Origin of the sequence: Bacillus silvicola, assembly GCF_050524305.1 — a bacterium.
Taxonomy (GTDB): Bacteria; Bacillota; Bacilli; order Bacillales; family Bacillaceae_G; genus Bacillus_A; species Bacillus_A cereus_AT.
In genome coordinates this window covers 86,653-102,564 of the sequence record NZ_JBNGVC010000003.1, presented here as the reverse complement: position 1 = coordinate 102,564, position 15,912 = coordinate 86,653, and the positions used below count along the sequence as shown (strand labels likewise).

Genomic DNA, 15,912 nt, shown 5'->3' with positions numbered 1-15,912 from the left:
AGTCCGTTTCTCCCTTTACATACGTTTTTATGACAAATACGACTTATTATATTAACAACTAATTAAAAATCTCATACAATCAAATCTGAAGAGTCATTTTTGTGTTAAACTGATTTTTCTCATGTATTCTTTAAACAAATGAAAAAGAGCCGGATTTTCATCACAGCTCATGTATTAATTGGTTCTGTATGTGTACATGTGGGATATTGAGAACAGCCAAAAAATTTATTTCCTGTTTTATTCGAATTTCGAATGACTAAATCATGTTTACATGTTGGACATTTCCGTTCTGCAGGTGTTACCCCTTGATATACATCTTCAGCCGAATATTCGGGATTTATTTTATTAATCAATTTCTGAAGTTCTACACGATCTATTAGTTTTACATGACAAGCTTCCGCTAATTCCTTTGCTTGTCTTGTATATACACTGTTTGTTACAACCCAGCCCTCATGTGCTTTGTAATAGGCTTGTGCTGCATATATCTCTTGTACGGCACTGATGCCGACTCTATTTTTCATCCCGTAGCGTTTCGCCTGGATTACAATACGATTTTTCCCCTTCAATACCAGATCCGCTCCGAAATCATTTGACTTTTTTGTAACTGTTGGAGAATAACCCAACTCTCGAAAGAGAGCTTTTAGGTATACTTCGAATTGATGTCCGTCCATTTTGTCTATATAACGAATACCGGACTTTGCTATTCGCTTCAGTATTCTTCGTTCCTGGAATTTTCGGTACATAAATTTACAAATACGAAAAAGAACATACAGGATAAAACCATACATCAAAATTTGTAATATGTTTGGCATTTCTGGTAGATTAGACACTTCTCTCCACCTCTTTAATTGGTTTTACTTTCTTTGGTTGTGCTGTTTCTTTTAACTGTTGCTCACTCACTTGTTTCTTCCGGACATCGTTCCAATCTTCTTTTTCATTCTTTGGAATATCCTCTTTAAGATCTACAAAGCATTTCATCGTTTGAATGAAGTCTCTCCCAGCCTTATCATTATCAACTGCCATAATGACCTCTTTAATATCGTGCCCTTCTTTTTTCGCATCCATTAAAGATTCAATCACTGTTTTGGACTTCAAACCATGCATAGAAACCAGGCGAGCGTTTTGAATATTATTTTGTTTAATGCTCCAATGAGATAACATGTCGATTGGATCTTCATAAAAATAGATCTTATCTGGCTTACCCACATCAACCGTAAAACCTGCATTGATTTTTTCATAATTCGGGACGATTTGTTTAAAGCTGCCTCTTTTATTCTCCATTTTTACAGTGCCTTGACGGTTCATTCCAATTACTTGCCCTTTGCCCCCTTCTTCTCTCCATTTGAACACGACATTGTTTTTCTTATCCTGGACGATAAGATCCTTTTTAATCAGCCAGTTCACCAGGCGAGGATCTATTTTCCGCTCATCAATTAAGTATTGCTTGATTTCTGTTTGTTTCGGCACCTCTAAGAGCCTGTTTATAGTCTTATCTTTTTATTAAAATAGCGAGAAATCCTAGGACAACCATTTGTTTACTTGTTTCTAGTTTTCTCTCTACATTTTTGAACAATCGTCTGTATTTTTCTAACCAAGCAAATGAGCGCTCTACGATCCATCTTTTAGGGATCACTTGAAATTGATGCAATTCGGACCGCTTGGCAACTTGTACTTCAGCATTCAATAGCTTTTGAATTTCTTTTTGAAACTTTTCTCCTGTGTACCCACCATCCGTGAGGATGGCTTCTATGGTTTCTTTCAATTCAGGATATTGCTCGTACATTTCGAGTGCGCCTTTTCGATCTGTGACATTGGCAGTGGTAACATGGATTGCATGGGGAAATCCAAGAATATCTACACTGATATGTCGTTTAATACCAGAAACTTTCTTACCACCATCATAACCTTTTTGTTCAGCCGTATCTGCATTCTTAACACTTTGGGCATCGACAATATTAAAGCTAGAGCTTTTGGGGCGATTCACTGCTTCCCTTATTTGCCCAACAATTTTTTTAATAAGGTCTCTAATAGACTACTACCTTCGGCATTGGATTTACTCCATTTTGCATAGTAGCGGTAAACATTTTGCCATTTGGGATAATCTTTTGGTAAAGCACGCCACTGGCAGCCTGTACTCAGAACATAGAGTAGTGCATTGAACACATCATAAAGGTCATACTTTCGCGGACTTGTGCGTTTGCTAAACGTTTCTAGTTCCTCACGAATGATCTCGAATTTTTCACGGCTGATATCACTTGGATAAGACATACACTCATCTCCTGTTTTTGCATACATCCTAACATATTTATAAGACTATAAACAGGCTCTAAGTGTTTTGGATAACTAAAAGGCTGCTGCTCTTTTTTGCGCTCCTCTTCAGTTTTAGAACGATCAAACTCTTTATAGTCCCCCTTCTGAATGTCCATCACGGCTTGTGGGAATGTCATGTCATAGTACATCATCGCAAAGCTAATCGCTCCATACCCTTTTTCCCCTCGACTATTCCAGGCGTATTGATTCCCTTTAATGATGAGGCTGTCATGCTCCGTATGACGATAATAGTTTCCTTCTTTCTTAAACGTTTCTCCTTTTGCTTCCAGATATGAAATCAAGTCAACTTTTCTTGCTTTCATCGCATCCTCCGTACTGACATGTGCCATTACGGAATCCCCCCTTTACTCTATAAAATGAAATAAAAAAGAGGACTATTCCGTTTCCTAGTCCTCTTTTGCTACTTATAGTTGATACATTTAATTTTTATTTGCCGAATAAGAATTTTAATCGCTTCTCCTGTACGCTGTATGATAAACGAGCATCAAATTTCTTCCCGTTTTTGTTTGAGATAAACCCTTTGATTTGATCCGTCACATTCTTTTCTAATAACTTTTTCACATGGTTACTACTTAGATTTTTACCAGAGAATGTACCAAAAATGATGAAGTCACAGCCCTTTTTGTATCGCTCACATAAGTAATTACTTTTTCCTACAAGAACTCTACTTTTGCATAGTGGACATTTGCCAATTGTACGATCTTCAGTCGTTGGAAAACGGAATTTCAAACTTCCGTCCGCTTCCATATAGATAGCTGCCGTAAATTCTCCCTTTTCCCCTTCAAAGCCATTTATAAAATCTGTTGTTTTATACTGAATCAGCTTTTTCATTTGATTACCAGGGATTGCTTTCCCTTTCATCTTTGCTGGTAACATAAAATCACATCCGTTTTTATGCTCCGTGCATCCATAAAATGTTTTACGATGAAGCATATCCCCTTTTTTACATTTTGGACATTTACCAAATGACAGCTCCTCTTGTGTTGGGAACTGAAATTTAACTTTCCCTTCATGTAACACTAAATAAGCGGAAAACTCCTTCTCATTGGACTTAAATCCTTTTAAAAGATCTGTTTTCTTATCCTCAAACAGCTTTTTCGCTTGCGCTTCCGGAATCGCTTTTTCTTTAATTTTTTTCGGTAAGGAGATTTCACATTCCGGATAATTACTGCAACCATAGAAATTACCTTTATGAAGGATTTTTCCTTTTCTACAAGGGCATTTGCACACCTCAATCTGCTGATTCCAGGTATTAATAATACTATCCGACACCTTATCATCCATTGCGCCTAATTGTTCCACTGTATCTTTTACAAACGTATTTGTTTTCTCTACAAATTCCTCATATTTCATTTCTTTCTTTTCGATCATGTAGATCATCCCTTCCATTTCAGCCGTATAAGCTGGATTTTTGATTTCATCTACCGGAAAAGCATCTATAAACGCACGACCAATATGAGTGGTTCGAATCTGACTGTTGGTAACATCAATATAGCTTCGCTCTAACAGTTTCGGAATAAACGTTTCTTCCGTTGCGACTGTCCCAATCCGTTTCCCCTTCATAAGTTCTTTCAAATGTTCATCATCTAATTTACGTCCTGCTGTCTCCATAAAGGTTAAAATGGAGCTTTCGGTATGAAAAGCTGGTTTCTTTGTCCGTGACTCAATCAAGTCATACTGAACGATTCTGAAAGAATCCCCTTCTCGTAAAATAGGTATCTGAAATGCTTCAACTGATCCTTCTTCTATATCCTCTTGAAACACACTTAGAAACCCTTTCTCTTGTAGGATCTTTTCTTTTGTACTGTATGTGTTGCCCTCTTGATCTATAAAATGTACTTCTCTTACCAGGTAGATTGCTGGTTTCATAAAATTCCCGATAAATCGTTTTACAATCAAGTCATATAACTGTTTTTCTAATGGATTTCGGTTGGTCCCGACATATAATTTTGTTGTTGGGATGATGGCAAAGTGACTACTAACTAATTCATCATTAAAAGTAGAATGTTTTTTCGTAATAGAAGATGGAATTACTTGTTGTACGAGATTTGCATAGGAGCTTTTTTCTAATGCTGCCATTACTTCCTTCACTCGTTCCACTTGCTCAGTCGGTAAATGCCTGGATGAAGAACGAGGGTAAGTAATAAAACCTTCTTCATACAAACTCTGAATATGTTTTTTTGCTGTTTCTGCATTTATTTTCATCTTAGCGTGAGCTTCTTTGTAGATATCCGTTAAGTTATATAATAATTTTGGTTTCTTTTTTCTCGTACTTTCTTTAAATTCCGTTACGATTACATTCGTTTCTTTCAAGCTATCTCCAAGCTTTTGGAGTGGGGATGGATCTATCAGTTGATCTTCAGTTTTCATCACCGGTGATAAACCATTTTCGGTTAGTAGCTTCAAATTGTAGTAGGTTTGTTCTTTATAATTTTGGATAGCAATTTCCCTTTGACGGATTTCATTCAAGATACACATTTGAACACGACCAGAAGCCAATAAGAATTGGTTTCTTGCTAGTTTTGATGTACAGCCCCTTGTAACATTAATTCCTAGAATATAGTCCAGGTATTGCCGTGCTTTAGCGGATTGTGCAAGCCCGTCATAGTCTGTTCCTGGTTCTAATCGGTTCAAGGCTCCCTCTAGTTCTGCGGCTTCATAAGAAGAGATAAATAGGCGTGATTCTCGCTTGTTAGCACCTGCATATTCATATAATTCACGATAGATAAGCTCGCCCTCTCTATCTGCATCACAGGAGTTGACCACATGATCCACATCGGGACGATTTAACAACTTAACTAATATTTGAATTTGTTCGAGACTATCCGATTTCTCTTTATATTCCGGCTCTAAAATAATGGGTAAGTGATCAAATTTAAATTCTTTGTATCTCTCGTCCATCTCATCCGGATGTTTTAGTTCTAATAAATGCCCCCGGCACCAACTAATAATGTAATTTTCATTTTCATAGTAGCCATAATACGGCTTGCTTCCTGGATGCTTTTGCGAGTTTCTAAATCTAGGTGATTTTAATAATTCAACAGCTACCTTCGGCTTTTCTGCAATAAACAATGTTTTCCCCATACGTAATACCTCCTATTAATCTGTAATTTCAGTTTCACGCTTCCATTTCTTATTTCTCCGCTTTTTCATTAATCTGTGACCGAATAATAACAACATGTTCAAAAAGACAGCTACAAGGAACATACAGCCCCCAAACAGCAATACATTCATGACATTCGCTCCTTTCGTTTTACAAATGAGAAAGAGGGCTTTTCCTGTTACCCTCTTTCATTTTTAGATATAAAAAAATCACTTTCCGTTTCTCAATTGAGTAACAAAAAATGATTTAATCTGATTTACCATTTATAAAATTTTTCATCGTTCCATTTCCATTGTTTCTTTTTTTCTACTTGATTTCTTTGTAGCCTTCGACTGTTCTACATTACCTAGCTCTGGCTCCTTGTCTTTTTCTTTATTATTCGTTTGTTTTCCGTTTAAAGGCTGAAATTTTTTATCTACATCCATTTCCTTTGAAGTTGTAGACTGATTCACCGTTATTCCTTCTTTCCCAAGCTTCTCATTCACCTGGTTCTCTAATTTCACAACGTGTTCCTGGCTTACCAGCTCATTATCAATCGAAACATACTTTGTTGTATAATACCGCTCCTCAGCTTTCACACGAGTGACAATACTATCAATATTATCTGGTGTTTCTTCATATTGTGAACGTCTGTATGCTTCGAATTTTCGGCTTAAGTCCTTATCTAATGTAGTTGATTCTTTTTCTTTTGAAGGTTGAATTTGTTGATCTAAAGAGACAATAGGTGCATATCCATCCTTCTTCATTTCTTTATACAGTTCCACTTCTTTTTCATTAAATGAGTGATCTTTTTGTGCCTCCGCTTTATCAACTAAGAGTCCATACCGTTCATCTTTTACGATTTCATCTAGACTCATATTTGCATCCTTTTCATGAATGACAAATGATAAATTTCCTCTTCCATCAAAAATAGAATTTTGAACTTTTTCATATAAATCTGGCTTCAAAATATTATCCAAATAGACATTTTCACGTTTCCCGTTCTTTTCCATTAGGGAAACATATAAATCTTCCGGATCTGTTTTATCTTGATTCCATACAGATAAATAATTTATATCTTTCGTAACGGCATCCATCATGTGGATTCGTGCAACCTCTTCATCTTGCATATCCTTCGCCAACACTTCAATTGTAACTAAATGGTTGGGTATCTCTTTCGAATTTTCTAATGGATTTTCTTGTTCTTTTTCCATCGGTATTTCTTTGTTATTTCTATAATTCACTACCTCATCTCTTAACGCTTGTTTCACTTCATCCGATAGATACCTTTTCTCGTTTAATACTTGTTCATACGGTGTCTTGTAGTCCCCATCTCCCATATTCATACGATCCATACTCACAAGCTCCATTCTCCCAAAATCCCTATCAACTTCTTTTGGAATGGCAATATGATAACGAGCTTGATCGTAAGGGATGGTTTGACCTCTTTCTTTAGCTTCTTCTCTTGCTTTTTCAATACTTGAAATGACTTCAGCCATTTTTTCATTGGCTTCTCCAAATGGGATCAGTTGATTACTCTTAAAATTTTCGTTGTCGCTCCATTGAACTAACATAATAGGACGATTAATTTCATTTTGATTTAGTGCTGCATACTTTTCTTGATTTGCCACGTTAAATGCATCAATAAATTCTTTATCACTCAATTTTTCTGCACCTTCTACAGGTTCAAATGCTCGATTTCTATCTGCTTGTTCCCTTAACTCTGCAACAGAGACAAGTTCTTGTGTCGTGTTACTTAAACTCATGTATTCCACAAATAAGATATTTTTTTCATCCTGTTTTTCATTTACAAGACTAGGTTGATCGTTTTTTTTTAGTCCAATTGGTGCAAGTATTTTTTCTTCTACATGTTCATATTCAATCGTTGTATAATACCCATCCTCTTTATCTAGACCTTTAAAACTTGCCTCTTCTGCTACTGTATATCCATGACCCTCAACATGAAAAACTTCTTCATTTTGCTGTAATGGCTTACCTGTTTCTTGGCAATAAATCACTTCTGATTCGTCTTTTGGATATAATCCTTTATATTCAATATCATTATTCATTACTTCTTTATGCGCTGTTGAAATTCGGTGATTAATTACATTCAAAGCTAGGCTCACTGAATTTTGAAACCAAAAATCTTTATGGTTTTCTTTCACATACTCATTAACACAATCGACTTTTAAACGCTTTTCACGATCTAACGAAACCTTAGCAAGTGGTATATCATTGAAACTATCTCCTAACAAATCAGCTTCATAATATGGCTCTAACGTATCTGTAATTTTTTTAAGTGCATCTTGTTCTCTGTTTGTACCAAATTCATAAACGATCTGTTCCATCTCCCTTAAATTCAAACGAACATTAGGGTTTATTTCTTCTAATATACGACTATCTTCTGAAAGTTGAATTTCATAGTTTTCCCAATGTTTTTCAAAATTTAATCCTAGCCTTTCATCAATAAGCTGCTGCGCATTTTGTTGAATGCCTGTTAAAATTACAAAATTGTCTCTTACATTTCCATCTTTATTTTCTGACACTTGTTTTGCCATATGATCTACTCCTTTTTCGTTTGTTTTTTCTTTTTCCAACGTGCTTTCAATTGTTTCAATAAATTCAATTGAAGTTTCATATACTTCTTTCAACAACTTTGTTTTATCTTTCATTTCTTTTCCTTGTGCCCAGCTTGCTAAATAACCTAAGGAATATTCGCTCGTATCAATCCCAAAATAAGAAGAAACGGCATAAGCGGTCATTTCTGCTTGAAACTCTTTTTCTGGTGCTGTGTAATTCATATGTGTCTCTGCTGTATGAAGTTTGGCATGAGCCAATTCGTGAAGAAGGGTTTTTACATTTTGTAATTCACTGTTTCTAGGATTCAAAGCAACCTCTTTTGTTAAGGTGTAACTAACTCCCTTTGCGACCCCAAGTTCTTGCTTCGGCTCAATAATTTTTACACCGTTTTTTTCCGCAATGGCTTCCATTCCTTTATACAAACTCTGGTAGTCTGTAACGCTCCCTTCTAGCCAACGATTCGGAAAAATACGAGGTAGATTTTCCGCTTTTGCGTTTGTTTGAGACAAGTCAAACACATGACCGACAGCAAAATATAAGCGACCAGGTATCACTTCTACGCTTTTAGATTCGATTTGTTTTTTCTCTTCCTCACTTGCTTTAGTTACTGTTTTCCAAGTGCCTTCTTTGTCTTTGAATTTTGCTACAGTTCGGTTAGGAACAAGGATCTGGATTCCTTTCTCGCCTTTCTTAACCGCAAACCCTTTTTCTTTCCAAAAAGAAAAGGAACCAACTGCACTGGCTCCCTCGAATTGACTCTGTATTAACGAAATATTAGATGGTGAATAGTGATAAAACTTTGCCATAAACGTTAGATACTCTTTTAAATCTCCCGGTGTACGAAAATAACCTTCTACGCTTTTTTCCATCTTTTTTGTTAAAGCTTGCACCGCTTCTTTCTTTTCTTCTGGTGATTTCGTTTGATACTTTTTCTTATAATTCTTACTCATGTTCTTCTCCTACTCTTTCACTCGCTCTTTGCAATTCCTCCATTTCTTCTTCATTCCATCTCTCAGCTGTATCAAAGAAAAGTTCATGAGTTTTTACATTAACCGGAACTAACATATTTTCTTGATTCATAACATGAACTGCAAGTTCTTCCTCTTGTTCTCGTGTAATTTTGATTGTTAGTTCTTCCTCTTTTACAAGTAAAACAAGTTCACCTTCTCCAACCTCTTTAATGACCCCTAATGCGATATCTTCACGAAATAATAACATCCTAATAACCTCCTGTTTTTTTATAAAAAGAAACAATGTAGCTTACGTTACATTGTTCTTTGATGCCTCATGATCTAAACGTTTTTGTCTTGCGTTACTAATCCGTTCCGCTACGACTTCTTTTGCTATCTTCACGCCACCGACTTCTATTTTATCGGTTGTAATGATACTTTCTAAATCCAAGTCATTAGCAAAAAAGTATCCATTCATTAATTCAATTAAAACTTGTGTATTTCGATCCGCACTATTTGCACCAAGACGAATTTTTGTTAGCTCATTTTTTAATATTTCATGAAGATTTTTAGAAACAATTTCTGAAATATAATTCAAAGACCATTCTGTATTTTTGGATGATTGATGTTCTCTACAAATCCTTACAATTGCTTCACCGTTATATCTGATATTGTGTTCTTCCATATAATCTTTAATATACGTATCTGTTTCTTCATCCAATGTAATTTGCATGCGAAAGTCCTTCATTTAATAACCCCTCTCATTTTGATATGCACTTTCTTTTTGCATACGCTCATAATACTTTTGGTTCTTCCAGCTTTCATATTCACTTTTAAAAGCGCCTTCCACTTTTCTCATAGAATACTGTATAGATACATTCTGTTGAAATTTTTGAAACGGCTTTGATCTTTTCATGTGATGGATTCTCTTTTGTTCTTTATCATATGCCTTCATTTCTTGTAAAAAAGCGTTCCCCATTCTTTTATACAGGTCATTGATTTTGTTCGTCTTATAATTTTCATATTGCTTCTTATCATATTTCCCTTCTCCATATGCTCCTTTAAAAACTTGAACTTCTTTATCTAACTTTTGGAGGAATTGATCGTAATCTTTTTTATGATGATGTTGAATATATCTCCTGCTTAATTCATCAATTTCCGGCTTTAATGGCTGAATGGTATTGTAGCTATACTGCCACTGTCTTTTATCACTTGGTAACTGTTTATAGATTTGTAAAAACAATGGTTTCAAATGTTGATTTCGCCAATCAAAAACGGAATCTTCATTTTTACTTCCCACCATGTTTTTTCGAATCAGATCATTAATTTGTTTCTGTTCCTGCTTACGATCTAACAAATTGTTTACGACTTTTCCTTTCATTGCATCCAATGTTTTTGGTTTTCTTTTACCACGTTCTCTCGTTGGAAATGGTTCAACAGTTGCCACATGGATATGAATGTTATCCGTATTAAAATGAATGGCTGCCGACCAGGTAGAACTTTTTTCTAATCCCTCCCTTTTCTGCATTTCCTTCATCGCAAGCCGTGTCACATCCATTAACTTTTTTTCGTCCAATGTTTTAGTTTTCTCATCATATATGCCTTGTTCCTCTAGCCAAGGATTATGAAAAGAAATGACATCTTGCCACATGATACTTCCATTTTCGTGAGCGGTTTTAAACATTTCCTTTAAGGCTCTTTTCTCACTTTCTGTTAAACGATTTGAGTGTTCCGTAAACAGTGCCGATGTCTTTTCTGGATTCCCCATATATTCTTGGTACGTCTCAAACATTTTCGGATTCAACTTCACTTCACTTTGTGCTTCTTCCCGGTCTACATACTCAATATAGTTCTGGAATGCATCGGAACTCGGTAATACAAATTTTGTTTTTAAAACTACACCAGGGGTAACAGAAGATTGAACAGTCACTGCATTACTCATTTTCATCATCCTGCATCATGAGTTGTATAAACTCATTCATTTTTTTCATTTCGCTATAACAATCATTCATCATATGGATGTTCTTTTGGATGATATTTTCTAATTCCATTTCTCTTTTATTTTGTTGCTGAAAAAATGCCAACATTTCAATTTGGTCTTTCAAAAACTTCTGCCTGGATAATCCTTTCCTCTTTGCAATTTCATCTATTTTCTTTACGGCAATTGGATCTACTTCTCTAATTCTGATTTCCACTTTTCCCTCTCCTTTCTGCAATTGTGGGTAGAGATCAAAAAATAGTGAGAAGAGCATAAGGGGTTTTTGTTCCCACCTAAGGTGTGAAGCTAGGCGGAGCCTAGCGAAACGATGGGAACAAGAAAACCTTCTAGGTGTAGACTCACTCACGACTCATTTTTTCGTGATGTGGACTCACTCACGATACGAAATCTCTTGATGTAGACTCACTCACGACATGACTTTTTTCACTTTTTATTAATTTCTTGTGCCTTTTCTTCTAACTTTTTGATCTTATCTCGTGCAATTTTTTGTTCTCCTTTAAACAATTCAACGTTCTTTTCTGATGATTTTATTTTAGATTCTAAGGATGCTATTTTTGATTGTGTTTCCGTTTTTTCCGCTTCAGTTTGGTACTTCATTTCATCTTTTAGTTCTTTTACTTTCTCATAAACTGTCTTCGCATTTTCTTCTTCCAGTTTGATTGCTTTCCCATAATTTTTGATCTTTGTTTCTATATCTTTTTTGTCTCTTTCTATAAAATCTAGCTCATATGTTTTTTTATCTTCAGCTAACAATTCATCATTTGCTTTTGTTTTTCTTTGATCGGTAAAAATCGTCTGAACTAATTTATTCTGACTTTTTGTTGATGCATTTTCTTCTTCATATTCGTTAACATCTTGCGTGAATTTACGAATATCCATTTGTTCTTTTTCACTGTTTTCATTGTAAATATCGAAAGCTAACGCTCCCCAATTCGGAGATAACTCTTTTACTTCCACCACATAATTTCCGTTCTCTTCATACAACACTTTGACAGGTAATTGAACACCAGACTTTGCTTTTTCTTGTGCTTTAAACGTAAATCCTGTTTCCTCATACCCTTCTATTCGAAAGCGAATTTGTATAAAGTTTTTGTGTGGATTGTATTCCCTTTGTTCTACAATCAATTTCCCCATACCCGACAACTTAATTACTTTATTTGTCTCTGTATGGAATAGTTTTTCATCGTTTGGCATGTAAATTTTAGATGTCAAGAAAGCGAAAAAACCCAAAAATAAAAAGCTGATAATCGTTAAGTAGATCCACGACTTATTTTTTCTTAGATTGATTCTTTCACTCTTCTTACCAATTGCACCTATCACACTCTCACCCCACCTTTTTCGTTATAAAACTTTCATATTTAACTCTTCCACACTTGTAACTCGCCATGTTTCCTTTTCTTTTTTCATGATGATTCGTAACACATTGTTTACTTTTTCTTCTCGGTTTTGCGTTGAATCTGTCGTGACATTTATAAATTCAGCTAACACATTTACTTCCTCTTTATCTGGTTCATTTTCTTGTAAATAAAACTTCATTTCTATTGGTTTCGTTTTATACGTATCTCCTAATTCGTATTTATCAGTTGGATAAAATTGTTGTAATAGTTCTTCACCCATAATGGATTTTGCTTTTTCTTTTCGCTCACTGTAGCCTTCTTTTTCTCGATGAAATGATAATTGTATAAACGTTTCGGCTGTCGATAAGTATGCCCTTCTTTGTTGTTCTTGTGCGGAAGGAAGCACCTTATCCAGTCGTTTTTTCAAATCTTCATTTTGTTTTGTTAGTAATTCATTTGAAAGTTTTAACTGTTTTTCTTTGCCATCACTCATTGACTTTTTGCTCAAATAGATATTAAAAGCTGTCACACCTACAACTAAAATGACAAACACAATAAACAAAGATTTTCGTTTATCTTTCATTCTTTTAGTCTCCTATTCTTTCGGTTTTTAGAACCTTCTTACATGACCAGAAAAGACTTTTTGCCAATACGGATTATTTAAATCTTCAATGGAAACACCTTTATTTGTTTGGCATCCAATGAATGTATTTTTATCAATTACAATGCCAACGTGTCCGTCATGTTTGTAGGTATCAAAGAAAATAACGTCACCTGGTTTCATATCATTTACTGATACTTTTGTACCGATTTTATTTAATGTTTCCGTACTTACAGCTCCTATCGGACTGGTATACATCCCTACTTGTTCGAATGCCCAGCGTACAAAACTTGAACAATCAAAAATCCCTCTTGCAATGTCATTTGTGTTACGTCCTCCACCAAATACGTACGTAGAACGCCCTATCCATCGGCGACCTACATCGGCAACTTTTGAACCACTACTTCCTCCACTTCCTGGATTTCCTCCTCCACCAGAAACAACAGAACCCGGCTGATAATACTTTAAAACTGCGTCAACGTACAATATATCGCCATAACACGCGTCAAATGGAACGGCTTCTGGTCTTAAACAATGGTACATTCCTGTATGCTTCACTTTTTGATACTGTTGTTGTGAAAATTTGATTGCTAATTCTTTCGTATACTTGCCACCATTTGCACCAACAAAATCAAAAAATCCTGTTCCAAAATTGTAAGCTTGAAGTGCTGTTTTGATATGATCCATGTCCCCTGGACTCGTTACTCCGGCTCTTTCTATCGCATGTTTAAACTCCTGTACACCAGCCCAAATACTGTAATCTGGATCTGTAATACAGTTTGGTGATTTACAATATTTCGTATTAAAAGCACCCTCTGATGATTGCATCGGATCGCTGCCACGCCCTCCGCTTTCCTGCATCATTTGTGCAAGCATTAAAGCGACAAATGGTTCCACTCCAAAATCTTTCGCATGCTTCCGAATGGTTGGCTCCCATTTCAAAACTTCGGGCGATACATTCATCACTTGCCCTTCACCTGTATACGTAATGTCACCCGTGTCTGTTCCTGCTCCACTATCACTTCCCATTGCTGCAATGAAAATACTAACGACTCCAAGTAAAAGAAAAGAAAAAAGACCCATCACAATTAACGCTAAAGTGATGAGCCATTTCTTTGGTATGATCTTTAAAACCAGATGCATGGTATTAAGCACCTCCCCCGAATAACATCAATTCTTCATCTGTTACTTCTACATGAAAGTGAATGTTTTTTACAGCTCCAATACTTAAAATGACATCCCCTGTTGGCAAATGTGGAATGGCTGCAATCTCACTTTCACTTAACTGTCCTGCAAATACTTTTCGTAACATGTCTAAACTGTTATTATCTTGTTGCATGATAAATTTGTACTGTGTAAGTTCAAATAGCTTTTTAATTTCATCAATCATTTCTTGTGAAGATCCTTCCGGTACAAAATCTCGAATCGTGTGACTTGCATATACAAGCCCTGCAAAATATTTTCGATCTTCTCGGCTAAATTTAGTTAAAAATTGTAAAGCATGAGCGCTTTCTTTTTTCGTGTTTATGATATGATGCGCCTCGTCAATAATAATGAAATAACGAATTACATCTTCAAAAGCAAGTTGTTGTTTAGTATATGCCTCTAATTGTGGCGCACCATTGGATATCATTTCATCCCATATTAAATTAAAAACATTAAAAATTTGCGCTTGGAATACTTCCGGCTTAAAATTTGAAATATTTCGTAAGGAAAACGATACAACTTGTTCTTTTTTAAAGTTTTCAATAGTAGAATGACCATCAAATAATTGTGCATATGCTTCTACTAAATTCACAAAATTTAATTCAATCAACTCTAAACGATGTTTTCTGCTTTCTCCTAAATTCTCATGGTGTTTTCTATTTTCTACATTCTCATATAATTCATCACGAACAAAAGATAAAAAGTTTGAGAAAATGGGATACTCATTTGGTTTTCTTGTTGTAATTTCATTTGTTGCTCCTTTTTTATCATTCCATAATCCCATACGAATATATAATTTTCGAAGCAAATTTTCATACTCTTTAATTTCATCATCTTTTGCTTCTGGCGCAATGAATCGATAAAAAATTGTCAGTTTAGATAGATGTTGAGTGAAACTAACCTCTTCAAGTTCTGCTGTCTTATATACTTGAAGTGGGTTAATTTGACCTTGCGAACCATCTAATGCAATTGTTTTCCCGTTCAGATCACGTACTGTTTCCTCGAATTCACCTACAATATCAAAAATACGAATAAAATGACCTTTACTTGCATAGTCTACTGATTTCTTTTTTAGTAGTGTTGATTTTCCAGCACCAGGCTTTCCAATCATTACACCGTTATAAAACTTTCTTTGTTTGTCTTTATGAAAAATATCAAAAATAACATTTCCTTTTGTTTTCGTTGTCCCATAATACGTACCGTATGGATCGTTCAAATAAGAGTAGTGAAATGGGCATCCACCAGCCAAACTGACTGCCGGAATTTCTTTTCCTTTTCTTCGGTTCACATAATTTTTTTGTGTATCAAAGCTTGTTACGAGTGCATCCCATTCATACTCTTGTTCATTTAAAAAGACAGCTCCTCGAAAGTTATAAGACTCTAATGTTTCCATGATTTCTTTTACTTGTTTTTCTAGCTCATCTAAAGTTCTAGCGGAAACATAGATACGCAAATGAATACGTTTCATGACCTCACCTTGTTTCAAATCCGTATAAAGAGCTTCCAGCTCTAAAAATTCATTTTTTGCATCAATCCGATCTATATTATCCTTTGCTGTATCATGCCGAACACTTTGTTCACTCATGGATTTATTAATCGATTCAACAACTTCTTTTCGGTCATCACTCATGACATCTAATGTTGTGATCACATTTGGCATATTCATAATTTGCTCTAACCAAAAATCATTTACTTCTGTTGGATAATCGAAAACATGAATACAAGTACCTAATCCATCACCTGTTTGCACATAACTTTCTTTAAAACTGATTCCCCCTTGTGGCTGAACTCTAGCCACTAAAAAGGGGTTATAACCTTTTTTCTTT

General features: G+C 35.3%; 13 protein-coding genes and 2 pseudogenes. All 15 read right to left on the bottom strand.

Features of this window, described 5'->3' with window-relative positions:
- Positions 1 to 167: 167 nt before the first annotated feature.
- The 15 genes and pseudogenes from ACP6L7_RS09485 to ACP6L7_RS09415 all read right to left on the bottom strand — a co-directional run bounded on the left by ACP6L7_RS09485 (position 168) and on the right by ACP6L7_RS09415 (position 15,884).
- Positions 168 to 830 carry a restriction endonuclease gene (locus tag ACP6L7_RS09485; RefSeq protein ID WP_430529092.1) on the bottom strand — a complete coding sequence of 221 codons (663 nt, stop codon included), beginning with the start codon at positions 828 to 830 and terminating at the stop codon, positions 168 to 170.
- A pseudogene (locus tag ACP6L7_RS09480) lies at positions 823 to 1,473 on the bottom strand (DUF3991 domain-containing protein); the annotation flags it as partial. The pseudogene ACP6L7_RS09480 and the gene ACP6L7_RS09485, both read right to left, overlap by 8 nt.
- Before the next feature lie 16 nt (positions 1,474 to 1,489).
- Positions 1,490 to 2,268 (bottom strand): IS5 family transposase gene (locus tag ACP6L7_RS09475; RefSeq protein ID WP_430528891.1). Its coding sequence is split into 2 segments (ribosomal slippage): positions 1,490 to 2,007 and positions 2,007 to 2,268, totalling 780 coding nucleotides; the frame shifts between segments, so codons are not numbered across the junction.
- A 56-nt stretch (positions 2,269 to 2,324) separates the two neighbouring features.
- A pseudogene (locus ACP6L7_RS09470) lies at positions 2,325 to 2,660 on the bottom strand (hypothetical protein); the annotation flags it as partial.
- 97 nt (positions 2,661 to 2,757) lie between these two features.
- Positions 2,758 to 5,415 (bottom strand): type IA DNA topoisomerase, encoded by a 2,658-nt coding sequence (locus ACP6L7_RS09465; protein WP_430529091.1) that lies wholly within the window; start codon positions 5,413 to 5,415, stop codon positions 2,758 to 2,760.
- Between the two features lie 15 nt (positions 5,416 to 5,430).
- Positions 5,431 to 5,565: a hypothetical protein gene (locus tag ACP6L7_RS09460; RefSeq protein ID WP_430529090.1), complete on the bottom strand. Its 135-nt coding sequence runs from the start codon at positions 5,563 to 5,565 to the stop codon at positions 5,431 to 5,433.
- 144 nt (positions 5,566 to 5,709) lie between these two features.
- Positions 5,710 to 8,943 (bottom strand): LPD25 domain-containing protein, encoded by a 3,234-nt coding sequence (locus ACP6L7_RS09455; RefSeq protein ID WP_430529089.1) that lies wholly within the window; start codon positions 8,941 to 8,943, stop codon positions 5,710 to 5,712.
- Complete coding sequence (locus ACP6L7_RS09450; protein WP_002089989.1) at positions 8,936 to 9,211, bottom strand: hypothetical protein; 276 nt, start codon at positions 9,209 to 9,211, stop codon at positions 8,936 to 8,938. Before ACP6L7_RS09450 ends, ACP6L7_RS09455 begins: the two co-directional genes overlap by 8 nt.
- Before the next feature lie 42 nt (positions 9,212 to 9,253).
- On the bottom strand, positions 9,254 to 9,691 hold the full coding sequence (locus ACP6L7_RS09445) for a hypothetical protein (protein WP_430529088.1): 438 nt from the start codon (positions 9,689 to 9,691) through the stop codon (positions 9,254 to 9,256).
- Positions 9,692 to 10,885 carry a MobP2 family relaxase gene (gene mobP2 / locus ACP6L7_RS09440; RefSeq protein WP_430529087.1) on the bottom strand — a complete coding sequence of 398 codons (1,194 nt, stop codon included), beginning with the start codon at positions 10,883 to 10,885 and terminating at the stop codon, positions 9,692 to 9,694.
- The gene (locus ACP6L7_RS09435; RefSeq protein ID WP_016102512.1) at positions 10,878 to 11,138 is read right to left on the bottom strand and encodes a hypothetical protein; all 261 of its coding nucleotides are present in this window, start codon (positions 11,136 to 11,138) and stop codon (positions 10,878 to 10,880) included. The genes mobP2 and ACP6L7_RS09435 overlap by 8 nt, the downstream gene beginning before the upstream one ends.
- A gap of 227 nt (positions 11,139 to 11,365) precedes the next feature.
- Positions 11,366 to 12,262, bottom strand: coding sequence for a hypothetical protein (locus tag ACP6L7_RS09430; protein WP_430529086.1), 897 nt, complete (start codon positions 12,260 to 12,262; stop codon positions 11,366 to 11,368).
- A gap of 21 nt (positions 12,263 to 12,283) precedes the next feature.
- On the bottom strand, positions 12,284 to 12,862 hold the full coding sequence (locus ACP6L7_RS09425; protein ID WP_016102514.1) for a hypothetical protein: 579 nt from the start codon (positions 12,860 to 12,862) through the stop codon (positions 12,284 to 12,286).
- Positions 12,863 to 12,889: 27 nt separating this feature from the next.
- Positions 12,890 to 14,023, bottom strand: coding sequence for a bifunctional lytic transglycosylase/C40 family peptidase (locus ACP6L7_RS09420; RefSeq protein ID WP_430529085.1), 1,134 nt, complete (start codon positions 14,021 to 14,023; stop codon positions 12,890 to 12,892).
- Between the two features lie 4 nt (positions 14,024 to 14,027).
- Positions 14,028 to 15,884 carry a VirB4 family type IV secretion system protein gene (locus ACP6L7_RS09415; protein WP_430529084.1) on the bottom strand — a complete coding sequence of 619 codons (1,857 nt, stop codon included), beginning with the start codon at positions 15,882 to 15,884 and terminating at the stop codon, positions 14,028 to 14,030.
- Positions 15,885 to 15,912 lie beyond the last annotated feature (28 nt).